General features: G+C 67.2%; 25 protein-coding genes. 3 read left to right on the plus strand and 22 right to left on the minus strand.

All coding sequences use genetic code 11. The features are described 5' to 3' along the window. The first annotated feature begins 164 nt into the window (after positions 1-164). Together V4U86_RS22915 and V4U86_RS22920 are read left to right on the plus strand one after the other, a co-directional pair. Positions 165-1,745, plus strand: coding sequence for a hypothetical protein (locus tag V4U86_RS22915; RefSeq protein ID WP_395308177.1), 1,581 nt, complete (start codon positions 165-167; stop codon positions 1,743-1,745). Further along, the gene (locus V4U86_RS22920) at positions 1,745-2,443 is read left to right on the plus strand and encodes a YoaK family protein (protein WP_395308178.1); all 699 of its coding nucleotides are present in this window, start codon (positions 1,745-1,747) and stop codon (positions 2,441-2,443) included. The genes V4U86_RS22915 and V4U86_RS22920 overlap by 1 nt, the downstream gene beginning before the upstream one ends. 4 nt (positions 2,444-2,447) lie before the next feature. Here the strand turns inward: V4U86_RS22920 and V4U86_RS22925 are convergent, their stop codons facing one another. The 20 genes from V4U86_RS22925 to rpsJ all read right to left on the minus strand — a co-directional run bounded on the left by V4U86_RS22925 (position 2,448) and on the right by rpsJ (position 23,034). Continuing rightward, positions 2,448-3,254, minus strand: coding sequence for a formylglycine-generating enzyme family protein (locus V4U86_RS22925; RefSeq protein ID WP_395312173.1), 807 nt, complete (start codon positions 3,252-3,254; stop codon positions 2,448-2,450). Positions 3,255-3,295: 41 nt separating this feature from the next. After that, positions 3,296-4,018 (minus strand): hypothetical protein, encoded by a 723-nt coding sequence (locus tag V4U86_RS22930; protein ID WP_395308179.1) that lies wholly within the window; start codon positions 4,016-4,018, stop codon positions 3,296-3,298. After that, positions 4,018-6,369: an arylsulfatase gene (locus V4U86_RS22935; protein WP_395308180.1), complete on the minus strand. Its 2,352-nt coding sequence runs from the start codon at positions 6,367-6,369 to the stop codon at positions 4,018-4,020. The genes V4U86_RS22930 and V4U86_RS22935 overlap by 1 nt, the downstream gene beginning before the upstream one ends. 87 nt (positions 6,370-6,456) lie before the next feature. Next, the gene (locus tag V4U86_RS22940) at positions 6,457-9,135 is read right to left on the minus strand and encodes an alpha/beta hydrolase-fold protein (protein WP_395308181.1); all 2,679 of its coding nucleotides are present in this window, start codon (positions 9,133-9,135) and stop codon (positions 6,457-6,459) included. 18 nt (positions 9,136-9,153) lie between these two features. Then, positions 9,154-10,830: an ArnT family glycosyltransferase gene (locus tag V4U86_RS22945; RefSeq protein WP_395308182.1), complete on the minus strand. Its 1,677-nt coding sequence runs from the start codon at positions 10,828-10,830 to the stop codon at positions 9,154-9,156. Beyond that, positions 10,827-12,317, minus strand: coding sequence for a glycosyltransferase (locus V4U86_RS22950; RefSeq protein ID WP_395308183.1), 1,491 nt, complete (start codon positions 12,315-12,317; stop codon positions 10,827-10,829). Before V4U86_RS22950 ends, V4U86_RS22945 begins: the two co-directional genes overlap by 4 nt. After that, entirely contained in the window at positions 12,314-13,798 is a 1,485-nt protein-coding gene (locus tag V4U86_RS22955) for a hypothetical protein (protein ID WP_395308184.1), read from the minus strand. Before V4U86_RS22955 ends, V4U86_RS22950 begins: the two co-directional genes overlap by 4 nt. A 38-nt stretch (positions 13,799-13,836) precedes the next feature. Beyond that, the gene (locus V4U86_RS22960; protein ID WP_395308185.1) at positions 13,837-15,765 is read right to left on the minus strand and encodes a hypothetical protein; all 1,929 of its coding nucleotides are present in this window, start codon (positions 15,763-15,765) and stop codon (positions 13,837-13,839) included. A 68-nt stretch (positions 15,766-15,833) separates the two neighbouring features. Continuing rightward, the gene (locus V4U86_RS22965; RefSeq protein WP_395308186.1) at positions 15,834-17,342 is read right to left on the minus strand and encodes a hypothetical protein; all 1,509 of its coding nucleotides are present in this window, start codon (positions 17,340-17,342) and stop codon (positions 15,834-15,836) included. A gap of 371 nt (positions 17,343-17,713) precedes the next feature. Then, positions 17,714-18,010, minus strand: coding sequence for a 30S ribosomal protein S17 (gene rpsQ / locus V4U86_RS22970; RefSeq protein WP_395308187.1), 297 nt, complete (start codon positions 18,008-18,010; stop codon positions 17,714-17,716). A 1-nt stretch (position 18,011) separates the two neighbouring features. Then, the gene (gene rpmC / locus V4U86_RS22975; RefSeq protein ID WP_087019260.1) at positions 18,012-18,245 is read right to left on the minus strand and encodes a 50S ribosomal protein L29; all 234 of its coding nucleotides are present in this window, start codon (positions 18,243-18,245) and stop codon (positions 18,012-18,014) included. Then, positions 18,245-18,661 carry a 50S ribosomal protein L16 gene (gene rplP / locus V4U86_RS22980; RefSeq protein WP_395308188.1) on the minus strand — a complete coding sequence of 139 codons (417 nt, stop codon included), beginning with the start codon at positions 18,659-18,661 and terminating at the stop codon, positions 18,245-18,247. Before rplP ends, rpmC begins: the two co-directional genes overlap by 1 nt. A gap of 1 nt (position 18,662) precedes the next feature. Next, positions 18,663-19,490, minus strand: coding sequence for a 30S ribosomal protein S3 (gene rpsC, locus V4U86_RS22985; RefSeq protein WP_395308189.1), 828 nt, complete (start codon positions 19,488-19,490; stop codon positions 18,663-18,665). After that, positions 19,490-19,948, minus strand: coding sequence for a 50S ribosomal protein L22 (gene rplV, locus V4U86_RS22990; protein WP_395308190.1), 459 nt, complete (start codon positions 19,946-19,948; stop codon positions 19,490-19,492). Before rplV ends, rpsC begins: the two co-directional genes overlap by 1 nt. Continuing rightward, complete coding sequence (rpsS, locus tag V4U86_RS22995) at positions 19,948-20,229, minus strand: 30S ribosomal protein S19 (protein WP_010908582.1); 282 nt, start codon at positions 20,227-20,229, stop codon at positions 19,948-19,950. The genes rplV and rpsS overlap by 1 nt, the downstream gene beginning before the upstream one ends. Positions 20,230-20,240: 11 nt before the next feature. Then, positions 20,241-21,077, minus strand: coding sequence for a 50S ribosomal protein L2 (rplB, locus tag V4U86_RS23000; RefSeq protein ID WP_395308191.1), 837 nt, complete (start codon positions 21,075-21,077; stop codon positions 20,241-20,243). Between the two features lie 31 nt (positions 21,078-21,108). Then, the gene (gene rplW, locus V4U86_RS23005; RefSeq protein ID WP_073856302.1) at positions 21,109-21,411 is read right to left on the minus strand and encodes a 50S ribosomal protein L23; all 303 of its coding nucleotides are present in this window, start codon (positions 21,409-21,411) and stop codon (positions 21,109-21,111) included. After that, positions 21,411-22,061 carry a 50S ribosomal protein L4 gene (gene rplD, locus V4U86_RS23010; RefSeq protein WP_395308192.1) on the minus strand — a complete coding sequence of 217 codons (651 nt, stop codon included), beginning with the start codon at positions 22,059-22,061 and terminating at the stop codon, positions 21,411-21,413. The genes rplW and rplD overlap by 1 nt, the downstream gene beginning before the upstream one ends. Further along, positions 22,061-22,714 carry a 50S ribosomal protein L3 gene (gene rplC / locus V4U86_RS23015; protein ID WP_073856300.1) on the minus strand — a complete coding sequence of 218 codons (654 nt, stop codon included), beginning with the start codon at positions 22,712-22,714 and terminating at the stop codon, positions 22,061-22,063. The genes rplD and rplC overlap by 1 nt, the downstream gene beginning before the upstream one ends. Positions 22,715-22,728: 14 nt before the next feature. After that, on the minus strand, positions 22,729-23,034 hold the full coding sequence (rpsJ, locus tag V4U86_RS23020; RefSeq protein WP_003883485.1) for a 30S ribosomal protein S10: 306 nt from the start codon (positions 23,032-23,034) through the stop codon (positions 22,729-22,731). Positions 23,035-23,468: 434 nt separating this feature from the next. On the opposite strand from rpsJ, the gene V4U86_RS23025 reads away from it, so the two are divergent. Continuing rightward, complete coding sequence (locus V4U86_RS23025; RefSeq protein WP_395312174.1) at positions 23,469-23,948, plus strand: hotdog fold domain-containing protein; 480 nt, start codon at positions 23,469-23,471, stop codon at positions 23,946-23,948. Here V4U86_RS23025 and V4U86_RS23030 read toward each other — a convergent pair. Further along, positions 23,939-24,271, minus strand: coding sequence for a nuclear transport factor 2 family protein (locus V4U86_RS23030; RefSeq protein WP_395308193.1), 333 nt, complete (start codon positions 24,269-24,271; stop codon positions 23,939-23,941). The two genes, V4U86_RS23025 and V4U86_RS23030, sit on opposite strands and share 10 nt — an antisense overlap. Next, entirely contained in the window at positions 24,271-25,824 is a 1,554-nt protein-coding gene (locus V4U86_RS23035; RefSeq protein ID WP_395312175.1) for a carboxylesterase/lipase family protein, read from the minus strand. Before V4U86_RS23035 ends, V4U86_RS23030 begins: the two co-directional genes overlap by 1 nt. Between the last annotated feature and the right edge of the window lie 139 nt (positions 25,825-25,963).

Here is a 25,963-nt window from a genome sequence, read left to right on the forward strand (position 1 = left end):
TTTGCGAAACACCGCGACATCAGGATGACAATCTCGGAACACGTTGCACAGGGCCGTGCGCACACCGTTGTGCACAGTGTGCGTTGACCCACTTGGGTAACGGGCCGAGCATTCCCCCATCAGACTGCACAGCCCACGAGCAGTTGTGAGTGAAAAGACCGTCGATGGATATACAACTCAGCGCGGCCCACTGGATCTATCTGGCCGGAATCGTCGTCATCCTCATCACGATGGCGCTTCGCAAGAACATCGTGGTGCCTGCCGTCGTCGCGACATTGCTTACGGCGTGGGTGTTTTCGGGCAGCATCGTGACCGGTCTGTCCTCGATCTTCAATGCCAGCCTGGTCGCCGCACAGGAACTGTTCAACATCTTCCTGATCATCGCCTTCATCACCGCGATGCTGGGTGCCCTTCGTCAGATGGGCGCCGACAGATTGATGGTGACCCCGTTCCGGCGAGTGATGCGCGCCGGAACCAGCAGCTTCATCACCCTCGCCGTCGTCACGTATGTGATCTCGCTGTTCTTCTGGCCCACGCCTGCGGTGCCACTGGTCGGTGCGGTGCTCATCCCGGTGGCCATCCGTGCCGGTCTGAGCCCACTGTCGGTGGGCATGGTGATCGCCATCGCCGGGCAGGGCATGGCCCTGTCGTCGGACTACATCATCAAGGTCGCGCCGGGCATCTCGGCGACCGCGGCGGGGGTCGACGCCGACAGCGTGGCCGACAAGGCCCTGGTTCTTTCGCTGGTCACCGGCATCGCCGCCCTCCTCATCACCTATGTGATGCAGCGCCGGACGTGGCAGAAGCCCTCCCCGGATCTGCTGGTCGCCTGGGAGAACAAGGCCGACAAGCTGGGTCTGCCCGGCGACGGCAAGGACGACCTCCCCGGCGGCACCGGGCCGGTTCCGGCAGAGAGCACCGGCACTCCGGTGCCGGCAGGCTCCGGTGGTACCCCCGTGCCGGCAGGTTCCGGTGGCACCTCGGCCACCGCCACCCTGACGCCCACCGATACGCTGACCGAGCCCGTTCTGCCGAAGTCGGCGGCCGCCAAGGCATTTGCCACGCTGGTGCCCGCCGCCTATCTCGCGTTCATCGTCTATCTGTTGCTCGGCAAGTTCACCGCGCTGGTTCCGCCGCTGCAGGGCGGGGAAGCGGCGGGCATCGTCGGCGGCATCGCAGCGATCATCCTGTTCGCCGCCTGTCTGACCACTGACAAGCGCGACTTCCTGGAGAGCTCGTCGACGCACATCATCGACGGACTGGTGTTCGCGTTCAAGGCCATGGGCGTGGTGCTGCCGATCGCCGGATTCTTCTTCATCGGCAGTGGCGACTTCTCGGCCCGGGTGCTCGGTATGGGATCCGACGCCACCGGACCAGCGCTCCTCTTCGACCTGATCAGCGCCGCCATGGCCCACGTGACCCCGAGTCCGTTCATTCTCGGTTTCGGCGTGCTACTGGTGGGAATCGTTGCTGGACTTGATGGTTCGGGATTCAGCGGGCTGCCGCTCACCGGCTCGCTGGCCGGCGCTCTCGGGCCCGCCGCCAATATGGATCCCGCCACCCTGGCCGCCATCGGCCAGATGGGCAATATCTGGTCCGGCGGCGGCACCCTGGTGGCGTGGTCATCGCTGATCGCCGTCGCGGGTTTCGCCCGCGTGCCGGTACTCACGCTGGCCCGGAAGTGCTTTGTGCCGGTGATGGCCGGCCTGATGCTGTCCACGGCCTTCGCTATTCTCGTCTTCTGATGGCGCTGACCGACATCGAACAGAAGCTCGCCCTGGCGGCGACCGTCACGCTGACGTTCGTCACCGGAGTCGTCGACGCGGTCGGCTTCCTGGCCCTGGACCGGGTGTTCACCGGGAACATGACCGGCAACATCGTGATCCTCGGCATGGGCGTGGCCGGCGCGGACGATCTCCCGGTGCTGGGTCCGGCGATCGCGTTGGCCGCATTCACCGCGGCCGCGTTCGTCGCCGGACTGGTATTGCGCAAGGGCACCAAGGGATGGCAGCACCGGGTCACGGTTCTGCTGACCCTCGGCGCGCTCACACTGACCGCGCTCACCGTGGTGGCCGCCGCCGTCGGTGACCACTCCGGCCCGGCCATTCAGATCGTGATGGCGGCGGCGACTGCGGCGGTGATGGGTTCGCAGGCCATGGTCGCGCGGGCCGTGGCGGTCGCCGATATGACGACCGTCGTGGTGACCTCCACGCTGGCGTCACTGGCGGGTGAGACCTGGACACGCAGGGGTGGTGGTGTGCTGCTCAACCGGCGATTCGGCGCCATCGCCATGATCTTCGCCGGCGCGGTCGTCGGCGCGCTGCTGTTGCGGTTACACATCGCCGTGCCGTTCGCGCTGTCGGCAGCATTGACCGCCGGGGTTGCGGTGCTCGGTCACCTGCGCTTGTCACCGCGGAGGGCGCACCTGGTGGGCGCTAGCTAGGAGGCTACGCCGCGCAGCGGAACCCGATGTGGGTGGTGGCGGTGTCCCGGGACTGCGGGGACCGCGCGGCCGGTCGGTACCGGTGGCAGTACTCCGGGGCACACAGGTGGGAGCCGCCCTTGAGCGCCTGGCTGACGCCGGGATCGTCGGCGGGCAGGCAGCACGGGTTGCGCACCTGGCCGGTGAACTCGCTGGACGTCCATTCCCAGACGTTGCCGATCATGTCGACCAGGCCGAATGCGTTGGCCGGGAACGTCCCGACCGGCGAGGTTCCGACCCAGCCACGCGCACCGTCGTTGCGGTACGGGAAGGCGCCCTGCCAGGTGTTGGCCATCAACTCCCCCTCCGGTGCGACGTCCTCGCCCCACGGATAGGTGGAGTCCGCACCCGCGCGGGCCGCGTACTCCCACTCGGCCTCGGTGGGCAGCCGCCGGCCCGCCCACCGCGCATAGGCCAGCGCATCGGCATAGGCGACCTGCACCACCGGGTGATCGGGTGCACCCTCGCTACCCGGGCCGAACGGGTGCCGCCAGCTCGCACCGGGCGCCCAGTCCCACCACTGCCGCCAGTCCCGCAGGTCCACCGGGCCCGCGGTCGGCCGGAACACCATCGCCCCGGGCTGCAGGTCCCGCTCGGGAACGCCCGGATACAACCGCGGGTCCAGCGGGCGTTCCGCCACCGTCAGGTATCCGGTGTCGGCGACGAACGCCGCGTACTGGGCGGTGGTGACGGGGTGACGTTCGAGGGCGAAGGCGCCGACCCGCTCGGCACGCAGCGGGGCTTCCTCCGGGTAGAAGCGGGTCGAGCCCATCGTGACCGAACCACCGGGCAGCTCCACCAGCTCGGTGACCGTCACGGCATCTTCACTTCGAAGTCGTCGGTCACTTGCGTTGCGGCAGAATCGAATCCGGGCGCGCCCGCCGGGGCTTCGGCGTGCACGGAGACCAGATAGTCACCGCTGCCGGTCCACACGTGCACGACGCGGTCGACGAATTCTGTCGACTCCGCCGGGTTGTCCGAGACGGTGCCGAGCAGCTTCTGTCCGCTGTAGTCGCACAGTTGGGCGGGCAGCACGCTCAGTGAGCTCACCGCGGAGTCCCTTGTCAGCGCGGCGGCGTACTCGGTGAAGGCCTGCTGCGGGTCGAGTGTGGTGGCCACGATGCGCACCGTCGCCGACATCCCGTCGGGGCCCGCCAACCGGGCGCCGACGTCACCGGACCCGCCCTGCATCGACCACCCGTCCGGAACGGCGACGGTGAGGACCGGGGCGGCCGGGTCGCCGACCTTGGCCACCAGACCGATCGTCGGGCGTTGCTCGGGGCCGCAGGTGACGGCGCCGGTCGGCGCCGGCGCGTTGCCGGTGGTGGGCAGCACCCCGAAGTCGGGATGCTGCGACGCGCTTCCCGCAGGACCGCCGGGTTGGCCGGCATCGGCCGTCCCGGTGGCGGCACCCGCGGCGACCGGCGTCCCGTCGCTGGATCTGGTGCACCCGCCCAGTACCGGGGCGGCCAGCAACACCGCCACCACCGCCGCCGCCCGGCAGTGTCCGATCAGTCCTTCGTGACGGTCCGTCATCAGTCCTTCGCGAACGCCCGTGCCAATTCACGCTCCACATCGAGGTAGGGCGCGCCGGAGATGTCGATCACCCCTTTGGCGATTGTCCCACCGGTGAACGGGTACGGCGCCCGGTATGCGCTGCAGACCGCCTGGCCGGGGTTGCTGCCCACCTTGATCCCGGCCCCGGCCAACCCGAAGCTGCCCGGATGGGCGCGCACCCCGCTGCGGGTCCCGACCACCGTGCCGTCCACGTAGATCGACACGTCCCCGAGCGGGGTGTGGCTGTTCTCGACGGTGCCGGTGCGCTCGTAGCGCACACCGAGGATGTGGTTACCCGGCGGCACCGTCTGGGAGGAGGACACCGCCTGCTCCTCCTCCCCCATGAAGTTGTAGACGTAGTGCAGCCGCGCGTCCTGGAGGAACAGCACATGTCCACCGTGGCCGGCCCCGTGCTTGTAGAGCACGCCTTCGGCGCCGCTGCGCTCCACGTTCACCTCCACGAACACCGAGAACGACCGGCCCCGGATCTCCGGCGTCGCGCCGCTGCCGACTTCGGAGTTGTCCGGGTAGTAGACGTAGCTGGTGCGTTCACCGGAGAGGTAGGGCCGCCAGCGGCCCAGGGTCTCGAAGATGTTGAGGTCGCCCAGTGGCAGTCCGTTGTACTTGTCGGCCTCGGCGAACCACAGCGCCTTGAGTTCCTCCAGTTTCTCCGGGTGCTCGGCGGCCAGGTCGTGGCACTGGCTGCGGTCGGACTCGATGTGGAAGAGCTCCCACCGGTCGTCGTCGAAGTGCCCCCAGCCGGCCGGGCTGGCCGCGTGCACGGTGTTGGCGAACCAGCCGTCATGCCAGATGCCGCGGGTGCCCAGCATCGAGTAGAACTGGGTGGCCTTGTCCGACTTGACCTGCGCGTCCCGCAGCGTGGCGGCAAAACTGGTGCCGTCCAACGGTTTCTGCGCAATGCCGCGTACCTCGTCGGGCGCGGTGATGCCCAGCAGCTCGTAGACGGTCGGGGTGATGTCGGCGACGTTGACGTAGTTGTCCCGAATCTCGCCGTGCGCGTCGATCCCGGTCGGCCAGGAGATGATGGCGTTGTCGGCGATGCCGCCCTCGTGTGAGGCGTAGCGCTTGAACAATTTGTACGGCGTATTGAACGCCATGGCCCACCCGATCGGGTAGTGGTTGAACGTCTGCGGGCCACCGAGGACATCGAAGAACCGCATGCTCTCTTCCACGGTGTCGATGTAACCGTTGAAGAACTTGCTCTCGTTCACCGAACCGTTCGGCCCACCCTCACCGCTGGCACCGTTGTCGGAGATGACCACCACGATCGTGTTGTCGAGCTGCCCGGTCTCCTCCAGATAGTCCAGGACGCGGCCGATCTGGGCATCGGTATAGGACAGGAAGCCGGCGAACACCTCGGCCATCCGGCAGAACAGCTTCTTCTCGTCCTCGCCGAGGGTGTCCCAGGGGCGCACGGTGTCCTGGTCGGGCCAGGGTTCACCGTTGGGCCCCTGGGCATCGGCGTACGGGTTGATCGGGGACAGTTCGGTGTCCGCCGGCACCAGCCCCATTTGCTTCTGGTTCGCCAGCACGATCTCGCGGTAGCGCTCGTAACCCATGTCGAAGACGCCGGTGTACCTGTCGGCCCACTCCTTGAAGACATGGTGCGGCGCGTGCCCGGCCCCCGGGCACAGATAGGAGAACCACGGCTTGTCCGGGGCGATCACCTTCGAGTCCTTGATGAACTCGATCGTCTTGTCCGCCAGATCCTTCGACAGGTGGTACCCGTCCTCGGGGCCGGCCGGCGGCACGGTGGGGTGATTGTCCGACACCAGGTCCGGGTACCACTGGTCGGTCTCGCCGCCGAGGAAACCGTAGAACCGTTCGAAGCCGCGCCCGAGTGGCCAGTGCCGCCGGGTGGCGGCCAGATTGGCCTCCTCCAATGGGGTCAGGTGCCACTTGCCCACGCAGTATGTGTTGTAGCCGCGCTCGGCCAGCACCTCCGAGAGCAACGCCGTCTCGAACGGGATCCGTCCGTTCGCGTTCGGGAACCCGTCGGTGAACTCCTCGATGGTGGCCATCCCGACGGTGGTCGGGTTGCGTCCGGTGAGTAGCGCGGCACGGGTGGGCGAGCACAGCGCGGTCGTATGAAACTGTGAGAGCCGCACACCTTTTTCCGCGATCCGGCGCATGGCCGGCATCTGCACGAGCCCACCGAAACAATCCCAGGTGGCGATGCCGATGTCATCCCACACCAGGTATAGGACATTCGGTGCGCCCTCCGGTGCCGTGGGCGCCGCATAGGGTCGCCAATCCGATTCCGAATCTCGAATGTCGGTGGCGATCTTGCCCTGGAACTCTGCGGTCATCGGACCTCCCGATCGGCGTCGCCCGGAGATTACACCGGTGAGGTGGCGTATACGCGACAAATTGACGGCCGCCGCGACCGGTGCCGGTCACGGCGACCCCGGCAGACCCCGCGCGGGCACCTGCGGGGTTCCCAGCCGACCGGCCAGCCACGGCAGCGCGGTCCTGAAAGCCTCAGCCGCCGAATCGAAATCGTGCGCTCCACCGTACCCGACGACGGAGCACTCGACCCCGTGCCCGCTCAGCAGCAGACACAGCTTGCGCGCATTGTCGGCGTGTTCCTCGGAGTAGGGCACCCAGTCACCGATCGCGTCCGGATTCGGCGCGGTGTCGCCGGCTGGGCGGTATTCGGTGGGCATCTTTTCCGACACCCCCAGCCACGCCGCCATCCCGGGGAACCTGCCGCGCCGCTCGATCACGGTCCGGGGATCGAAGTCCGCCCAGGCCTGCTCGTCGCCTCCGAACAGCCGGGCGACGGTCTGCCGCTTGGTGCCCATGTTCGGACCGAGCTGACCGTCGAGGTCGACGAACGCGCTGAACGTCTCTGGGTGCCGCACCGCCGTCGTCAGCGCACATGTTCCCCCGGACGACCAGCCCACCAGCCCCCACTGCGCGGCATCGGCACTCACCCCGAACGTCGCCTTGACGTAGGGGACGACATCGTTCATCAGATGGTCGGCGGCCTGTCCACGGGGGCCGTTCACACATTCGGTGTCATTGCTGAAACTGCCGGTGGTATCCGGGAACACGACCACCGGGGCGTAACCGTCATGCGCCGCGGCGAACCGGTCGAGTGTCTGCACGGCCCTGGCCGAGACCGGCCAGTCCGAGGGCTGGCTGAACTCGCCGCCCAGCATCACCACGACCGGCAACGCCGGCGGCGGGTCGGCGGTGAACCAGGCCGGCGGAAGATAGATCAACTCGTCGCGGTGATCGAAACCCGAGGCGTCGTTGGGGATCTCGATCCACGCCACGGTGCCCTCCGCGGGCCGGTCTCCGTCACGCACCATCTGCGCGACGACGGACTCGTCGACCCAGTCGTCGGGCTGCGCGCCGCTGACCTGCCGCCACAGCGACGCCACGGTCGGGAAGTAGCCCGTCGCGGTGTTGAGCGCGAACAGTGCGGTCACCGTGCACAGCAGCACCGCCGACACCGAGACCGACCGTTGCCACCACGGGCGGTGCTGCCAGCCGAAGACCGCCACTCCGAGCGCGAATCCGGTCGCCGCGACCCAGAACACGGTCTGCCACGACGCGGCCCGGTCCGTCCATCCCTCGAACTGGACGAACAATCGCGTCATCGCGGCCAGCGCGAACCCGATCATCAGCGAGGCCGGTATCCAGTGCACGTTCCAGAACCGGGAACGGCGCCCCACGGCGAACACCAGCGCGGCGATTGTCACCACCTGGACCAGGAACGGCAGCCAGCCTCCGGTCAGCGACACCCCGGACGACGGCGGTGCCGGTGCCGAGTCGCCGGAATCGCTGTCGACCGACCGATCGGCCGCCTCGCGCGGCGCACGGTTCTGCTGTCCGGCATCGAGTCCCGGGAGATCGCGGCCCGCCAGGAACGATTCGCAGTCGTTCGCCGACGGGTTCAGTTCCAGACGTTCGATCAGCCAGCCCGCGGCCGCGACCGGATCGATCGACGGGTGCCCTTCGTCGGGCCAGAAGGCGATCTGGATGACATCACCCATCCGGCAGGCTCGCCCGAGAGCCACTTCGGTCCACGCGGCCGGCAGCACCGCATCGCGGCCACCGTAGATCACGTACATCGGCGCCGAGGTCGGCCCTTGCGGCAGCGTGGTCTTCTGCAGGTATCCGCGCAGCGCCGACAGCGCTTCGGGACCGGACGGCATCAGGTCCGGTGGCGGGATCTGCCCGGCCAGCGCCAACCGATCGGTGCCGGCCTGACAGGACAGCAGTGCGTCCCAATTGTCCTGTGCCGCACCGCGCCGGTAGTCGTCGAGATCGACGTCGTACTCGTGCTCGGCGTGTACGGCGGCCAGGTAGGCGATGTAGACGAGCTTCTGTTCCGGGGTCAGTGTGCCCGCCGCCGCTGCATCGGCGAGACCCTGGAAGTCCGCGAGCGGTGACAGGCTGGCGGTGGCGACGAGGTCCAACCCGGACCCATAGTTGTCGACCAGTTCGTTGGCCGCCCAGACCGCCTGCCCACCCTCGAAGCTGCCCAACGCTGCCCACGACGTCGACGTCGGCACCGAAACCAGCTCCCGGACCGCCCGCACGCCGTCGATGATCACGTAACCGGCGGTGGTGGAGTCCGCATACGGGTGATAGGTCGTGCTGCCGTCGGGCGAGGCACCCAAGCCCTGATAGTCGGGTACGAACACGATGTTGCGGGCCTGCAGCAACGTCTTCACAGCGGTGGTGTTGCCCAGCAGGTCCGGTGAGCGTGATGCGGCGCAATCCGGTGCTGTCCCCACCACATTCGGCGCCACCACGACGATGCGGAAGCCACCCTCCGGCGGGTCGCCCTTCGGCACGAATACCGATCCGGTCACCTGGGTGTTGCCGTCGTCGATGCCCGAACGCGAACGGTAGGTGATCAGCCGCGTCCATGACGTCGCGTCGACCACGGCCGGGTCGAGGCCGGTCAGCTCGGTGTCGGCGACGACGGTTCCCGCGTCCTGTCCGGCCGGTTCGGAGCTACCACCCTCCGGCGCGGACGAGCATCCGGCCAGCACACCGAGCACCATCATCAACGCCACCACCGCGGTGCAGGCGCGAACTCTCAGTTGCGGGGCCATGACCCGACCGGGCGCCGATTACCCGGACTCACTGGGATCGTTGACCCGGTACAGCCGCCAATCCGGTTGCCCATCACCGTCGTTCGGGATCTCCAGTTCGAGCGTGGCGACCTCTCCCCCGGTCTCGTAGAGCGTCGGGTACCGCAGGTTGAGCGCATCCGAGCTGCCCCGCCCGGCCGGTGGCACCGACAGCAGGTACCGGATCCCGTTCTCGGTCGGGTCGTTGAGCAGTTCGGTGAAGTCCGGGTCCGACGGGATCACGAAGACCTTCGGCCGCGGTGAGGCCGCGATGATGCCGAATCCGTACACCGTGTCGGTGATCACCGAACTGTCCGGCAGGTCCAATGTCTCCAGATAGTCGGCGATCCGGCGCTCGGTGGCGAATGTCCGCGCGATGCGCTGCTCGGTGGCGGCAAGTTCGGTGACATCGTCGGGGTCAGGTGTCAACACCGCCGCCAGGGCGTACTCCTGCGGCGCATACTCGGGTATCGACATCCCCACCACGGTGACCGGAATGCCGATCGCCAGGGTCGCCGCGACCGCCACATATGTTGCCGCCGAACGACGCTGCGGCACGGTCTCGGTGACCACGGGTGCGTACCTGCCCCGGCGTTTACCGCGGGCGAAGGCCCCGTCGGGCACCCCGAGCAAGGCCAGCGTCGCCGCCATCGGAATGGCGATGATGAAGAACCGCAGGAACGGGAAGGTTGACCCCTGTGCGTAACTGAGCGCCTGGAATGCCAACACCGCACCGAACATGGCGAGCGGGACCACCAGCATCTGCCAGTTCGCTCGGCCCCACCGCTGCATGAGGGCCCACAGCATCAGCGGGAGCAGGGTCGGCGCCAGGAACATGATGCATGCTGCGGCGAAGCTGACCGCTTCCACGGTGCTCGGGTCGGCTGCCCCCGACTGCTCCATGATCGCGGCGTTGCCGTACTGAGAGGTGAACTGCGCGAACGCCTCACCGGTGATCAGCCAGCCGGCCGCGGCCCAGCCGAGGAAGGCCAGGATCCCCGGCCCGCTGACGATCAGCATGTCCATCACCGCACGATGAACCCGCGGCGCGGACCGGGCCCGCAGGTAGGTGGTGACGCCGACGACAAGTCCGGCGGCCCCGACCGAGGCCAACGCGTCGTACCGGGTGAGATACGCCAACCCCATCGCCACCCCGCCTGCGGCTATCAGGTGGTGCACGTCGTCGTCCACCATCCACATGATCAGCCTGCGCACCGCCCAGGTCATGAAGAAGATGAACGGGGCCTCACTCATCCCGTTCGAGCCGTAGAAGACGATCATCGGATTCAGCGCGAACACCGCGGTGATCGTCAGCGAATAAGCCCGCGGCAGGCCGCGATCGGCTCCCATGCTGAAGATCTGGCCCGCCGCGCCGGACATGAACAGTCCCGACATCAACGTGCCCGAGAACGCCCGCGCGGTGATCTCCGGGAAGAACGGGCTGACCCAGACCGCCGGGATCTGCACCATGGCGGCCACCGGTGTGAAGATGAAACCGAGCGCCGCCAGATGTGGATCTCGGCTGAACAGCACCGACCTGGTGGACGACACCCGGGACAGCGTGTCGCCCATGATGTAGCCCTGCCGCACCTGCAACCAGTACCCGACGCCGATGTAGAGCACCAGGCAGACGAGGAAAATGCCGACCTTCAGCCGGCGGTCCGAACCCAACCTCATTTCGCACCTGCCGCCTGGTGCACCGTGGTCTCATCGGGTTTCTCGGACAGACCGTGAAATGTCTTCTCCCAGAAGGAGGGCTGCCGGATCATCTGGTAGCAGCCCTTGGCCGCGGCGATGCTCATCATCAACCAGAACAGCGGCACGGTCAGGGCGGGCACCAGCAGATCGGATCGGTCGTCCTCGCGCAGCGCGATCATGTTCATGTACACGACCGTGAAGTTGCCGATGATCATGGCGACCAGCGCAGGAAAGTAGATGACGGCCGGGAACACGTCGCCGACCACTTCGGGCTGCCCGAGGAACCACAGCACCGTGATGAACCAGAACAGCAGGTTCAGCACGGCGATGATCGGGGTGCCGGCCAGCACCAGGGTGAACCGGATGAAACTGCGCAGCCCGAGGGTCCGGTACAGCTTCAGCGGCCGGCGGATGTGCACCAGCCAGGTCTGCAGATAGCCCTTGTACCAACGGGATCGCTGGCGGATCCAGTTGATCGGGTCGCTGTTGGCCTCTTCCAGCGTGTACGAATCGATGACCGCGGTGTGGTATCCGTGGGCGGCGATCCGCAGCCCCAGATCAGCGTCCTCGGTGACGTTGAACGGATCCCACGCGCCGATTCCCTGCAGCAGGTCGCGGCGCAGATGATTCGAGGTGCCGCCCAACGGGATCGGCGACGTACTGACCATCATGCCGGGCAGCAGGTAACCGAACCACAGCCCGTACTCGGCGGTGAACCACGCCGTCAGCAGATTCTGGTGCCCGTTGTGGTAGACGAGTTTGGCCTGCACACAGGCGACGTCGTCGGGCAGGTCCCGGAACGCCGCCACCACCCGGCGCAACTGCAGCGGTTCGGGCAGATCCTCGGCATCGAAGATGGTGACGATGTCCCCGGTGGCGAAATGCAGCCCGTAGTTGCAGGCCTTGGGTTTGGTCCGCGGTTCGGCCGGGGGCACCAACAGGATGGTGATGACGTCGGATTCGCCGCACGCCTCGGCCGCGTCGATGGTGACCTGGTCGTCGGCCTCCAGCAACAGCAACACCTGTAACCGTTCCCGGGGGTACTCCAGCGAATCCATCGCGCCGATGAGGTCGGCGACCACCTCGGGTTCGTTGTAGGCCGGCACCAGGATGGTGTACGCGGGTAACTCGTCATCCGGGATGGCCCGGGCCACCTCGTCGGGGATGACGATGGGCCGCGAGGCCAGGCCCCGTCGGAAGATCAGCACCCGGTCCCCGAGGGTCAACAGGTAGGCCAGTGTGCAGAGCCCGATCAGCCCCACCGCGGTCTGCTTGGGCCACAGGACCGCCAGCGCGACGACCACCGCGAGCAGACCGAGCAGAACCGGTTTCTGCCACCCCAGCAGCGGTTTCGACGCGGACTGGCGGGGATCATCGTCGCGTAACCCGTTGATCGCCCGGTCCAGCGCGTACTCCTGCTGCTCGGCCGTGACGGTGTCCGCGTCGAAGATCTGCCGGGCGGTCATTTCTTGGCTCCTGTCGGCTCGAACTGTGCGGCGACCAGGTCGCGGCCGAATTCGGTGAGCAGTTCGGCATCCTTGAACTTCGGATGCTCCTGGACGACAACGGCATTGCCGCGGAACAGGACGGTCAGCAGGTTGCGCAGCGTGGAGATCAGTCCGCGCTCGGGGGACGGGAACGGCGCATTGGGCAGGTGGTTGTCGACTGCGAAGACGTCGACAATCTGATCCTTGTCGTCGTCGCCCCAGGCGAACCTCAGCACATTCCACGTCACGAGCAACCTGTCGTCGATGGCGGAGATGATTTCGCCCGTCACTCCGTGTCCCAGGTCGACTTCACGCGGCGCGCTGAGCCGGGTGCCGGTGGTGTCGTAGAGCACCTGTCCGGGATAGGCGTCGAAGGAGAACGGCAGATCGCTGACGATGCTGTCCACGGTCAGTGTCCGTGGCGCCGACAGCTTGTCGAAGCGCGGGTCTCCCGCGTCGGCGACGAAACGTTGCCGGACCAACACGGCATCGTCACCGTAATATCGCGACACCTCGCTGTAGGTGGTCGCCGTGCTGAGCGACCACCCCGTGGGTGTGGCGAGCTCCCGGTCCGGTTCGAGATCGAACGGGGCAGCCCGGCTGATCGTCGTCTTGCTCAACTGGACCGGCAGCGGCATGAAGGCCAGTGCTGTGGCCACCACGATCACCAGCGGAACGGCCGACCAGATCTGCTTGGCGGCAAGGGGTTCGACCTTACGGTTCCAGATCTGTTTCGGTTTGCCGCGGCGCACATACAGGAAGCCGGACAGACCGACGACCAGGATCGAGCCCAACGCCGGAATCGCCTGGTAGGCAAGCAGGGAGGAATTCTCGGCGAACAGGTACATCGCCAGCAGGATGACCAGACCGATCAGCAACGATCCGACCGCGCCGATCAGAGCCCGCCGTGGGGTGCGCCCGACCGCGATCGCACTCGCGGCGGCCGCAATGACGATGGTCCCGATCGCCGCGGCCACCTTGCCGCCGCCCAGCACGATCACCAGTATCTGGTAGGGCAGCGGGAAGACGAGCGACAACATCACCCAGACCCAGACGAACCGCATGATCGGGCGGACGCCGAAGAGCACCACGCCGCAACTGAAGGCGAACAACCACATCGCGAGCAGGTCCAGCCGCATCAGGTGGAAGAACTCCGCGTACCGGGCGAGCAGTACGCCCTGCACCATCAGGGCCAGTCCCATCCCGATGAGTCCGACGATGATGTCGGTCTGCCGGTCATGAATGGGAAGTTCGTTGCGGCGCCGGAAATTCACGCCCAGCGCGGCCAGTGCGGCCGCCGGTGGCACGATCCACACATAACTGACCAGGCCGCCGGCCAGGGTGGTCTGCACCAGGTTGTCCAGCGTCTCCCAGAACGCCACCAGGGTGAGCACCGCGATGAACGCCCACCGAACCAGCAGCCGCACGACGGGGTTCAACCCGTAGTACCACCGCAGCATGCGGTGACCCTGCTCGTGGGGAACTTCGGCGGCAGCGGTCACTGCTGGCCCCGGGACCGCCTGCCGCGCAGAACGACCAGTGCCCCGCCCAGCGCTGCCAGCGCCAGCACTCCGACGCCGATGGCCAGGTAGAGGCTCCTGCGGTCGTCGGGCAGCGCCGATTCCTGCTCGGCGGCGGCCGGCGTGGTCAGCTGGATGGGTTCGCGTCCCGGCATCGAGACCACGGCGTTGCCGGTCAACCCCGACCAACGGTTGACGTCGGAGTCCAGCCAGGTCAGCAGCCTGTCCAACTCGGCGGGCGCATTGCTCGACGTGGCGACCAGCAGCGTGCGGCCTCCGGTGTACATGGTCTGCAAGGATCCGAAGCCGACCTCTGGATCGAGCGCCAGCGTGCTGGAATTGCCGCTGCCGTCGACGTTCTCGACGGTGATGACGCCCTCGGCATCGACCGCGACGGGCAGCTTGACGCGGTCGTCGTTCCACCCTTCGGCGCTGACCACGATCGCCGGGTTGGCGGAGCCGATCGCATCATCGCGGGAAACCACCGTGGTGTCGAACGGCAGGCCGCTCAGACGCTGCAGACCGGTGACGATGCGGACCGCGCGTTGCAGGTTGTCCAGGCCCTCGTCGATTCCGACCTCGATACGGGGCATCAGGGCCTGCGGCAGGGACTGGAAGCCGACCGGGGACGGCGGACTGGCCAGTTTGGTCTCGACCGCCGACTCACCGTCGATGGTCAGGGTGATGGGCTGGAACTCGCCGCACCGGCCGGTGTTGCCCGCTGCGTCGACCGCGATGTCGAGGTTCGTGTAGCGCTCCAAGAGTCGTTCCGGAACGTCGATCCACCGATCGATCTGTCCGCTGGGCTCGGTGGCCCAGCGGGCCAGCATCTCGCCGGCCGCACTCACCGTGACCTGCCCGGCGAGACCCTCGGGCAGCGGCGTGTAGGAACCCTGCAGGTGGACCCGGACGTCCTTGACGGAACGGCCGACCCGGGTCTGGTCGATCGGGACGGTGACCCGGGGATTGACGAGGTTGGTGGCGTTGACGCCGGGCTGACCCAGCTTGCGGATCGTGGTGCGGTCACTGGGCAACTGCGGGACCGTGGCGATCGGGCCGGCCACCGCACTGGACTGCACGGCCAGCCTGGACAGATCGCTGGTGAGCAGTCGTGCCTGGTTTGCCAGATCCGCGGCCGAGCCCGTGACGAGCAGTGTCGGTACGGCATTGGGGCCCTGCAGGCGAACTCCCGGCGCATCGCCTTCACGGATCATGATCTGGCGCTCCAACGGAACGGGGGGCCGCAGTGTGCCGTCGGAGGAGACGAGGTCGATCTCGGTGCGCTGCGGCCCGTAGCGTGCGACGGTCGCCGACGCCAGCCGCACCGCGGCATCGGACTCCGCGCGTGACGGGTTCGGCGGGACGGCCAGGGTGAGCCGCTGCAGCACCGGCGGCAGGAAGTCGGCGACGGTGGTCGGGGCGAGCTCCTGCCCGGAGTACCTGACCTCGGTTCCCACCAGCCGCAACGGGTTCGACGGGTCGAACACGCAATAGCCCTCGGGCAGCGTCAGATAACTGCGCAGCAGTACCGTCACGGCATTGTCGACGATCCGGGCGCCGTCCAACGGGATGGTGATCGGGGCCCGGTCCGGCGGCAGCGGGACCCTGGAGATGATGCGCTCGTCCTGGCTCACCTCCAGTGTTCCGCCGAGGGCGTTCACCGGCAGCGCCACGGTGGCGACCAACTCGGCGGGCACCAGTCCGGGCGGGACCGGCACCGACAGCGTCTGCTGGCCTTCGATGCCGTACAGCGAGATCGTGGAGTCCATGCCGATGGTCCGCAGGCTCAGTGTCGGCGAATTTGCCAGCGACATATCGGGTTCGGGCTCGGCCACGGCGACACCGGGCAACGTTGTCCCTCCGACGACCAACACGGCTGCAACCAGGGGCAGTAAGCGCGAAGTCACCCGAGAAAGCCTATGCCGCTGGGTTCCTACCAGACCTGCGTTCACCGAAATCGTCATCCTGTCTCGTCTCATCGGAACTGGGCCGCCACCAGTGCCCGCGTGAAGGTGCGCAGCATGTCCTCGTCCTTGAACGACGGCGTCTTCTCGTCGAGCACCGCGTTGCCGCGGAACAGCAGGGTTATCAACGTCCCGATATTGGAAGCCACGCTCGTCGAGGGGGTCGGGAAGGGCGCGTCCGGATCGTGGTTGTCGACGGCGAACACGGTCACGCGCTGTGCCAGACGATCATCTCCCCAGGCGAACTGCACCGAGTTCCAGGTGACCAGCAGCTTGTCGTCCACCACCGACGTCAGTCGGCCCTGGACGCCCATATCGAGGTCGACCAGCCTCGGCGCGCTGATCCGCGCACTGGTCAGCCCGTACATCACCCGGCCGGGAGTGGTGCCGAAGGAGAACGGACGCCGACTGACAACGCTGTCCACGACGACGGTCCGGGGCCGGGAAAGCTTGTCCCATCTCGGGTTTCCGGTCTCGGCGAGCATGTATTGACGCACCAGCACCGCACCGTCCCCGTAGAGCCGGCGCACCTGCGGAAACTCCTGCCGCTCGATCACCTTCCAGCCCGGCGGGGGTTCCAGCGGCCGACCCTGGACCAGGGTGTCCGGGCTGGGCCGGCTGATGCGGGTGGTGCTGGTCTCGGTCGGCAGGCCGCACAGCGACAGCGCCACTGCAACGGCCACCACCAGCGGCACACCGGCCCAGACCTGTTTGGCGGCCAGCGGTTCCACCTTGCGGTCGAGCAACCGTTTGGGCACACCCCGACGGGCCTGCAGGTACATGATCGTGCCGACCACGCTGATCGCCGCGACCGCCGGCACCTGCTGGTAGACGAGCACCGGAGCGTCGGGAAACAGCCACCAGATCGCGATCAGCACCGCGAACCCGACCGCCCAGGCCCGTAGCGATCCGATGACGCCGCGCCGGAATGTCCGCCCCACCGCGGTGCCCGTGCCGATCGCCGCGATCAGCAGGGTCACCGCCCCGGCGGCGAACTTCCCGCCGCCGAGCAGGATCACCGCCAGGTAGTACGGCAGCGAGAATGCCAACGCGAACATCGCCCACACCCAGGCGAACCGGGTCACCGGACGCAACCCGAAGAGCACCACACAGCAACTCGCCACGAACAGCCAGGCCGCGACGACGTCGAGGCGCAGCAGGTGGAAGTACAGGGCGTAGCGGTCGAGCAGGGCGGCCTGGATCAGCAGGGCCATGCCCAGACCGATGCCGCCGACGATGATGTCGGTCTGCCGGTCGTGAATGGGCAGTTCGGTGCGGCTGCGCCGACTGACACTGATCGCGACGAGTCCCGCCACCAGCGGCACCGTCCAGACGTAACCGCCGATGCCGCCCTCGCGGGTGGTGATGGCCAGGCTGACGAACGTTTCATGGAACGCCAGGGCGGTCAGCGCACCGATCAGCAGCCAGCGCAGGCCGAGCCGGTAAAGGGGATGTACACCGTAGTAACGGTTCAGCGCGGCGGCCGACTTGGACGGAGCCGGTGTGGTTGCGGTGGCCATCACACGTCACACGGGTCGGTTACCGGCTCACGGACTGGGCGTTTCTTGCCGCAGCGCGGAAGCGAATCAGCCGATGCCCCCACCCTCATCTGCGCGATGTTAGGGCACCCGGGCCGGCCGGCAAACTTGCAGAACTTGATTCGGAAAGCACTTGCACGTGTCGCGCACTTCTGGCAAAGACGCCGATGAGTCGGACGTCAAGGCTGTGGCGACAGATATCCCGCATCGGTGCGGGTCGGCGAATCTTGGTGCGCGACACGCCCGAACGCGATGTCGGACCCGGAATGCACGAACCCCCGGCCACCGTGGACACGGTGACCGGGGGTTCGATGAAGCTGAAGGCGTGAACCGCCTTCGGTACTTCGCTTCTGCTACTTGGCCTTCTCGAGGATCTCGACCAGACGCCAGCGCTTGGTGGCCGAGGTCGGGCGGGTCTCCATCAGCGAGACGCGGTCGCCGATACCGGCGTCGCCGTTCTCGTCGTGCGCCTTGACCTTCGAGGTGGTCCGGATGATCTTGCCGTAGAGCGGGTGGCTCTTGCGCGACTCCAGCTCGACCACGATGGTCTTTTCCATCTTGTCGCTCACCACGTAGCCGATGGCCGTCTTACGACGCCCACGCGGCTGCTCGGTGGCCGGGGTGTGGTTGGGGCCTTTGGTATCTGCCATTTTACGAATCCTCACCAACGGGTCCGGCGGCCAGACCCAGTTCACGTTCACGCAGCACGGTGTAGATCCGTGCGATCTCGTGGCGCACGACACGCAGGCGCCGATTATTGGTCAGCTGACCGGTCGCCATCTGGAAGCGCAGGTTGAACAGCTCTTCCTTCGATTCGCGCAGGCGAGTGGTGAGCTCCTCTTCGGTGAGCTCACGCAGTTCGCCAGGCGTAACTCCCACTGCCATCAGAACTGCTCCTCTCGAGTCACGATGCGTGCCTTGATCGGCAACTTGTGGATTGCACGGGTGAGCGCGTCACGCGCGGTCTTCTCGTCCGGGTAGCTCAGCTCGAACAGCACGCGTCCGGGCTTCACGTTGGCCACCCACCACTCCGGCGAACCCTTACCGGAACCCATGCGGGTCTCGGCGGGCTTCTTGGTCAGCGGGCGGTCCGGGAAGATGTTGATCCACACCTTGCCGCCACGCTTGATGTGCCGGTTGATGGCGATACGAGCGGACTCGATCTGCCGGTTGGTGATGTAGGCGTGCTCCAGTGCCTGGATGCCGTAGTCACCGAAGCTCACCGAGGTGCCGCCGCTGGCGGTGCCGCGCTGCTTGGGGTGATGCTGCTTGCGGTGCTTGACCCTGCGGGGGATAAGCATGTCAGCTCCCTGAATTTTCTGTAGTGCTCTCTGCGGGTGCCTCGGCTGCCGGAGCCTCGGAACCCTCATTTGCTGCCCGGCCGGCCTCCGTGCTCGTCGCGGTGGTGCCCGACGCGCCACTGCGGCGCGGGCGGGTGCCCGACGGACGGTCACGACGCGGACGGTCGGCGGCCGGCGCGGCGGCGGTCAGCTCACGCTTGCCACCGACGATGTCGCCCTTGTAGATCCAGACCTTCACGCCGATCCGGCCGAAGGTGGTCTTGGCCTCGTAGAGGCCGTAGTCGATGTCGGCACGCAGCGTGTGCAGCGGCACTCGACCTTCGCGGTAGAACTCCGAACGGCTCATCTCAGCACCGCCGAGGCGGCCCGAGCACTGCACCCGGATGCCCTTGACGTTGGGCTGGCGCATCGCCGACTGGATCGCCTTGCGCATCGCGCGGCGGAACGCCACGCGGTTCGAAAGCTGCTCGGCGACACCCTGCGCGACGAGCTGGGCAACAGCCTCAGGCTGCTTGACCTCGAGGATGTTCAGCTGGACCTGCTTCTTGGTCAGCTTCTCCAGGTCGGTGCGGATGCGGTCGGCCTCGGTGCCGCGGCGACCGATGACGATGCCCGGACGCGCGGTGTGGATGTCCACGCGGACCCGGTCACGGGTGCGCTCGATCTCCACATCGGCGATGCCGGCGCGCTCCAGGCCGGTGGCCAGCAGGCGACGGATCGCGACGTCTTCCTTCACGTAGTCCGCGTACTGCTTGTCGGCGTACCACCGGGACTTCCAGTCGGTGGTGATGCCGAGCCGGAAGCCGTGCGGGTTGATTTTCTGGCCCACTACTCCGAGCCCTCCTTCGAATCGGTGGCCTTCGCAGCAGCAGCCTTGCTCGCCTGGGCACGACGGCTGCGCGCAGACGCTGCGGCGGCACCCTTCTGCTTGGGCGGACGGCTCTCCACGATCACGGTGATGTGGCTGCTGCGCTTGCGGATACGGAACGCGCGCCCCTGGGCGCGCGGCCGGATGCGCTTGGCGGTCGGGCCACCGTCGGCGTAGATCGTCGCGACCACGAGGGTCGAGGGATCCAGGCCGTCGTTGTTCTGCGCGTTGGCGGCCGCACTGGCGATCACCTTGGCGACGGTGGTGCTGGCGTCCTGCGGTGCCCACCGCAGGATGTCGAGCGCCTCGGCCACGGACTTGCCACGGACCAGGTCGATGACCCGGCGTGCCTTGGTCGGCGAGAACGGCACGAAGCGTGCCACCGCCTTCGCGGACGGATATTCAATCGTCGTAGTCATTACCGGCGCTTCGCCTTCCGGTCATCCTTGATGTGACCCTTGAACGTACGGGTGGGCGCGAACTCGCCCAGCTTGTGGCCGACCATGGCCTCGGTGACGAACACCGGCACGTGCTTACGACCGTCGTGGACGGCGAAGGTGTGACCGATGAAGTCCGGAATGATGGTCGAACGGCGCGACCAGGTCTTGATGACCTGCTTGGTGTTCTTCTCGTTCTGGACGTCGACCTTCTTCAAGAGATGGTCGTCGACGAACGGGCCCTTCTTCAGGCTGCGTGGCATCGCTTTACTCCCTAGCGCTTCTTGCCGGTGCGCCGGCGACGGACGATGAGCTTGTCGCTCGCCTTGTTGGGCTTGCGGGTGCGGCCCTCGGGCTTGCCCCACGGGCTCACCGGGTGGCGGCCACCGGAGGTCTTACCCTCACCACCGCCGTGCGGATGGTCGACCGGGTTCATGACGACACCACGGACGGTGGGGCGCTTGCCCTTCCACCGCATGCGGCCGGCTTTACCCCAGTTGATGTTGGCCTGCTCGGCGTTGCCGACCTCGCCGACGGTGGCGCGGCAGCGCACGTCGACGCGACGGATCTCACCGGAGGGCATACGCAGCGTGGCGTAGGTGCCTTCCTTGCCCAGCAGCTGGATGCTGACGCCGGCCGAACGGGCCAGCTTCGCACCGCCACCGGGACGCAGCTCCACCGCGTGGATGACGGTACCGGCCGGGATGTTGCGCAGCGGCAGGTTGTTACCCGGCTTGATGTCGGCGTTGGCGCCCGACTCCACGATGGTGCCCTGCTTCAGTCCCTGCGGCGCGATGATGTAGCGCTTCTCGCCGTCCAGGTAGTGCAGCAGCGCGATGTTCGCGGTGCGGTTGGGGTCGTACTCGATGTGCGCGACCTTGGCGTCGACGCCGTCCTTGTCGTGGCGACGGAAGTCGATGAGCCGGTAGGCACGCTTGTGCCCGCCGCCCTTGTGCCGCGTGGTGATGCGACCGTGCGCGTTACGTCCACCGGTGCCGTGCAGCGGGCGAACCAGCGACTTCTCCGGAGTCGAACGAGTGATCTCGGCGAAATCGGAGACGCTCGAACCGCGACGACCCGGGGTCGTCGGCTTGTACTTGCGAATTGCCATTTCTGTAGTTCCTGAGTCTCTCTGCCCGCCGTTAGGCCGGCGCTCCGAACAAGTCGATCGGCTTGCTGCCCGCGGCCAGGGTCACGATGGCGCGCTTGGTGCTCTTGCGCGTTCCGTAGCCACTACGGGTCCGCTTGCGCTTGCCGTTACGGTTCAGCGTGTTCACCGAGTCGACCTTGACGGAGAAGATCTTCTCGATCGCGATCTTGATCTGCGTCTTGTTCGAGTCCGGGTGCACGACGAACGTGTACACGTTGTCCTCGATCAGCGAGTACGACTTCTCCGAGATGACCGGGGCCAGGATGATGTCGCGGGGGTCAGTCACGGTTGCCATCAGGCTGACACCTCATCTTTCTTGGTGTTCGCACTGATGTAGGCATCCAGTGCCTCGACGCTGAAGATCACGTCATCGGCGTGCAGCACGTCGTACGCGTTGAGCTGGTCGGCCGGGAGAACGTGAACGTTGGGCAGGTTGCGCACGCTCTTGGCGCCGACCTCATCGCTGCGGCCGATGACAACCAGCACGTTCTTGTTGGTGGTCAGGCTCTCCAGGAACGCCTTGGCCGCCTTGGTCGACGGGGTCTGCCCGCTGACCAGTTCGGTGATCGCGTGGATGCGGTCGTTGCGCGCCCGGTCCGAGAGCGCCCCGCGGGTGGCGGCGGCGATCATCTTCTTGGGGGTGCGCTCGCTGTAGTCACGCGGCTTCGGGCCGTGCACGATGCCACCACCGGTGAACTGCGGTGCGCGGGTCGAGCCCTGACGGGCGCGGCCGGTGCCCTTCTGGCGGTACGGCTTCTTGCCGCCACCGGAGACCTCGGCGCGCGTCTTGGCCGAATGCGTGCCCTGACGCTTCGCGGCCAGCTGCGCGGTCACGACCTGGTGCAGCAGCGCAATGTTGGGTTCCACGTCGAACAGCGCGGAGGGCAGCTCTACCGAACCGTCCTTCTTGCCGTCCGGAGTGTGAACGTCAAGCTTGAGAGCCATTACTTCTCACCTCGTTTGATCGCGGTGCGGACCACGACGAGTCCACCGTTGCGCCCGGGGACGGCGCCCTTGATCAGCAGCACGCCGTTCTCGGCATCGACCTTGTGGACCTTCAGGTTCTGGGTGGTGACGCGGTCACTGCCCATGCGACCCGACATGCGGGTGCCCTTGAAGACGCGGCCCGGGGTGGCGCAGCCACCGATGGAACCGGGACGACGGTGCACGGCCTGCGCGCCGTGGCTGGCGCCCTGACCGGCGAAGCCGTGCCGCTTCATGGTGCCGGCGAAGCCCTTGCCCTTGCTGGTGCCGGTCACGTCGACGTACGCGCCGTCGGCGAAGATCTCGGCGGTCAGCTCCTGGCCGACTTCGTACTCACCGGCGGCGGCCTCGTCGTCGAGCCGGAGCTCGGCGAGATGGCGGCGCGGGTTCACACCGGCGGCGGCGAACTGACCGGCAACCGGCTTGTTCACCTTGCGCGGGCTGATCTCGCCGTAGGCGAGCTGCACGGCGCTGTAGCCGTCGCGCTCCGGGGTGCGGATGCGCGTCACAACGTTCGGGCCGGCCTTGACGACCGTGACCGGGACGACCTTGTTGTTCTCGTCGAACACCTGCGTCATGCCCAGCTTGGTGCCCAAAATGCCTTTTCTAGCCATTTCTCGGGTATCTCCTACTGGATATTGACGTCGACACTGGCCGGCAGATCGATGCGCATCAGGGCGTCAACGGTCTTCGGCGTCGGGTCGAGGATGTCGATAAGGCGCTTGTGGGTCCGCATTTCGAAATGCTCCCGCGAGTCCTTGTACTTATGGGGGGACCGGATAACGCAGTACACGTTCTTCTCGGTCGGCAGCGGCACCGGGCCGACCACGCTTGCTCCCGTACGGGTGACCGTCTCGACGATCTTGCGCGCCGAGGCGTCAATAGCCTCGTGGTCGTAGGCCTTGAGCCTGATGCGGATCTTCTGTCCCGCCACGCTTCTCCTACCTCACTACTAGCGGGCCCATGGTTGGGCCCCTTGTCCTGGTCTGGCCAGTGCACCCGCCCCGGTCTCCCGGTGCGCGCGCAGGCTGTGCCGCCGCTGTTTACCTGTCTCTGGTTCACCGACCCCCGCGCTCGGGTGTGTCGCCCTCACGCACATTCGTCCGCGTCGGTAAATTGTCGCGATCGAGGTAGGGACCGGGTGCGCCCGTCAAGGGCGCCGGTCGGATGCCCGCAGCCAGGCGAACCCGGCTCAAGGCAACCCGAACAGTATGCCTCAGATCCCGGCGTCCTCCAAATTCCCATTTGAGCAGCTTGGAGGCTCACCGAGACCGCCGTCATACACGCAATCCCGACCCCGGCGATACGCGGCTCCGGCCTCGCGCATCCGCCTATCTTACTCGTGAGTAAGATAGGCGGATGCCACAGATCTCCGAGAGCCCGACCTACCGCGCCTGGCAGCAGTTGTCGAACAAGCCGCTGGGCAGCCGGTTGTTCTCGGCGGCAGCCATGGCGCGGGTCCCGTATTTCGCCTCGATCCTGCCGCACGTGGTGCAGATGGCCCCGGGCCGCGCCGAGGTGGCCGTGCCGAAGTGGTTCTACGTCCACAACCACCTGCACACCGTGCACGCCATCGCCTCGTGCAACGCGGCCGAGGTGGCGATGGGCATGGCCATGGAGGCCACCGTTCCCACCAGTCACCGCTGGATCCCGAAGGCGATGACCGTGCAGTACCTGGCCAAGGCGACCACCTCGCTGCGGGCGGTGGCCGAGTTCACCCCGCCGGATTTCGACGCCGTCACCGAGGGCACCGAGGTCGTCGTGCCGGTCGCCATCACCGACCGGGCCGGCACCGAGGTCGTGCACGCCGACATCACCTGCTGGGTGACCCCGGCCGGTCAGAGATAGGTGCCGTGCCCTTCCCGGACCAGGTCACCGTCGAAGATCAGCACCTCGTTGACCAGTTGTCCGCGGTGGTTGCGGTAGTTGATCACCAGTGTCGAGACACCGCGGTACACACCGACGATGTCGAAATGCAGATCGGGTAGTTGGGCCAGCGCCGTCACCCAGTAGTCGCGTAGCGCGTCCTTCCCGCGGAGCACTCCGGCGCTGACCGGAACGACCCTCTCGGCGACCGGCGAGGTGAAGACCACGTCGTCATGGAAATGGGCCAGCACGGCCTCCACGTCGTGCCGGTTCCACGCATTGACCCAGTCCTGCGCGAAATCCATCACCGGCCTCCTTTACCTGCCCAGAAATCACACTGATGTGCCCTGTCGAAATCGGTGACCACCCGCGAACCGTCCGGACGAAGCGACATCCACGGGCCGCTGCCGGACACCGCCGGCCAGTCCGGCGCGCCCTCGGCCGCCGGAGCACCGGTCTTCACGAAATGAGCCCAGTAGTCGATCATCTGGTTCGACAGCTCCTGTTGAGCGGGGTCCAGCGGCGGCGCACCGCCGACGTCGAACAGGTAGCGCAGCTCCAGGGAGTGACTGGCCCCGACCGGAAAGGGCAAGTTGCGCATGGGTTCTGGGGTCGGCGGATGCGGGTCGTTGAACTCGTAGGCGTACACGTCGTTGACGGTGGCCAGTTCGGCGGCCATCCGATCGGCCACGCAGGCGAACACCCCGTCGGTGACCGCCGCCGCGTAGGCCGACGCCGCATTGCCCTCGTACCGATCCAAGGGGTACCGGGCGCCGACGGCCGCCGCATCCGCACCGAAGGTGTCCGCCAGCAGGTCGGGATACTCGCCGGGGGTGTACTGGCGGGCACCGCGCAGATACTGCAGGGCGGTGAACAGAGTGAACTCGTCGCGGTTGCTGCCGATCAGCACGGGTACGTCGGCACCGCGGCCCTCCCTCAGCGCGACCATCGGGTCTTCGGGCAGCACGGTGGTGCCGTGCACCGGGCCGCTGAGGGTGTCCTCGCCGATCCGGTCGTACCACACCGGGTTTCGCAGTTTGTACTCCGGCAGGGCGCGCAGGCAGGCCGCGACGGTCGCGGGATCGCCGCAGCCGACGTCACGCGCATAGGCCTCGCTGATGCGTTCGGCCTCCGGAAGCGCCAGCTGCGCCTGGCACGGGGCGCTCTGGATGATCGCCGCGCGGAACAACCCGCGCGACTCCGGTGCCACCAGGTGATCGCAGACCGACATCCCACCCGCGGACTCCCCCGCGATGGTCACCTTGTCCGGGTCACCACCGAAGGCCGCGATGTTCTCGTGCACCCAGCGCAGCGCGGCCTGCTGGTCGGCCAGCCCGTAATTGCCGACCGACCCGGGCGGCCCGAGCGCGGGGTGGGCGAGAAATCCGAGCGCGCCGAGCCGGTAGTTGACCGTGACGACGATGATGTCGCCGCGGTCGACGAACCAGCGTGAGTCGTACATCGCGCCGTTGCCGTTGATGAACGCGCCGCCGTGCAGCCACACCATCACCGGGCGGGCTTCCCCGGTGGGCGGCGGCGTCCAGACATTGAGCGTCAGGCAGTCCTCGTCGGTTTGGCGCCCCATCTCCACATCACCGCCCTCGTCCTGCACGCAGCGCGGTCCGACCTTGGTCGCGTCGCGCACCCCGGTCCACGGCACCGCGGGCTGTGGAGGTTGCCAGCGCAACGGTCCTACCGGTGGCGCGGCGTACGGGATGCCGGCGAAATGCCGTTTGTCCAGGGTGGCCACGCCCTGCACCAGGCCGAGCGTGGTGTTCACCACGGACGGGTCCGGCGGCAACGACACCGCGGAATCGGCATCGTTGCGGCCACAGCCCATTACGAGCATCAGGACCATCAGCAGTGCCGGCACGCATCGGTCGAGACGGGACGCAAAGAGCACCGCCCGAGCTTACTGACGTGCATTCCCCTCCAATCCGGGCATGCGGTCGCCGCCGCCGACCTACACTCCTTCTTGACACCCGTCAACAACCGGC

Origin of the sequence: Mycobacterium sp. AMU20-3851, from assembly GCF_043974665.1 — a bacterium.
In the GTDB taxonomy this organism is placed as follows: domain Bacteria; phylum Actinomycetota; class Actinomycetes; order Mycobacteriales; family Mycobacteriaceae; genus Mycobacterium.

Excerpts from the sequence above, each read along its gene's own strand:
- V4U86_RS22940 (WP_395308181.1), bottom strand. The coding sequence starts at position 9,135 with ATGGCCCCGCAACTGAGAGTTCGCGCCTGCACCGCGGTGGTGGCGTTG.
- V4U86_RS22930 (WP_395308179.1), bottom strand. The coding sequence starts at position 4,018 with ATGACGGACCGTCACGAAGGACTGATCGGACACTGCCGGGCGGCGGCG.
- V4U86_RS22945 (WP_395308182.1), bottom strand. The coding sequence starts at position 10,830 with ATGAGGTTGGGTTCGGACCGCCGGCTGAAGGTCGGCATTTTCCTCGTC.
- rplP (WP_395308188.1), bottom strand. The coding sequence starts at position 18,661 with ATGCTTATCCCCCGCAGGGTCAAGCACCGCAAGCAGCATCACCCCAAG.
- V4U86_RS22925 (WP_395312173.1), bottom strand. The coding sequence starts at position 3,254 with ATGGGCTCGACCCGCTTCTACCCGGAGGAAGCCCCGCTGCGTGCCGAG.
- V4U86_RS22935 (WP_395308180.1), bottom strand. The coding sequence starts at position 6,369 with ATGACCGCAGAGTTCCAGGGCAAGATCGCCACCGACATTCGAGATTCG.
- V4U86_RS22915 (WP_395308177.1), top strand. The coding sequence starts at position 165 with ATGGATATACAACTCAGCGCGGCCCACTGGATCTATCTGGCCGGAATC.
- V4U86_RS23030 (WP_395308193.1), bottom strand. The coding sequence starts at position 24,271 with ATGGATTTCGCGCAGGACTGGGTCAATGCGTGGAACCGGCACGACGTG.
- rplV (WP_395308190.1), bottom strand. The coding sequence starts at position 19,948 with ATGACTACGACGATTGAATATCCGTCCGCGAAGGCGGTGGCACGCTTC.
- V4U86_RS22950 (WP_395308183.1), bottom strand. The coding sequence starts at position 12,317 with ATGACCGCCCGGCAGATCTTCGACGCGGACACCGTCACGGCCGAGCAG.
- rplD (WP_395308192.1), bottom strand. The coding sequence starts at position 22,061 with ATGGCTCTCAAGCTTGACGTTCACACTCCGGACGGCAAGAAGGACGGT.
- rpsS (WP_010908582.1), bottom strand. The coding sequence starts at position 20,229 with ATGCCACGCAGCCTGAAGAAGGGCCCGTTCGTCGACGACCATCTCTTG.
- V4U86_RS23035 (WP_395312175.1), bottom strand. The coding sequence starts at position 25,824 with ATGGTCCTGATGCTCGTAATGGGCTGTGGCCGCAACGATGCCGATTCC.
- rplW (WP_073856302.1), bottom strand. The coding sequence starts at position 21,411 with ATGGCAACCGTGACTGACCCCCGCGACATCATCCTGGCCCCGGTCATC.
- rplB (WP_395308191.1), bottom strand. The coding sequence starts at position 21,077 with ATGGCAATTCGCAAGTACAAGCCGACGACCCCGGGTCGTCGCGGTTCG.
- rplC (WP_073856300.1), bottom strand. The coding sequence starts at position 22,714 with ATGGCTAGAAAAGGCATTTTGGGCACCAAGCTGGGCATGACGCAGGTG.
- rpmC (WP_087019260.1), bottom strand. The coding sequence starts at position 18,245 with ATGGCAGTGGGAGTTACGCCTGGCGAACTGCGTGAGCTCACCGAAGAG.
- V4U86_RS22955 (WP_395308184.1), bottom strand. The coding sequence starts at position 13,798 with ATGCTGCGGTGGTACTACGGGTTGAACCCCGTCGTGCGGCTGCTGGTT.
- V4U86_RS22965 (WP_395308186.1), bottom strand. The coding sequence starts at position 17,342 with ATGGCCACCGCAACCACACCGGCTCCGTCCAAGTCGGCCGCCGCGCTG.
- rpsQ (WP_395308187.1), bottom strand. The coding sequence starts at position 18,010 with ATGGCAGATACCAAAGGCCCCAACCACACCCCGGCCACCGAGCAGCCG.
- V4U86_RS22920 (WP_395308178.1), top strand. The coding sequence starts at position 1,745 with ATGGCGCTGACCGACATCGAACAGAAGCTCGCCCTGGCGGCGACCGTC.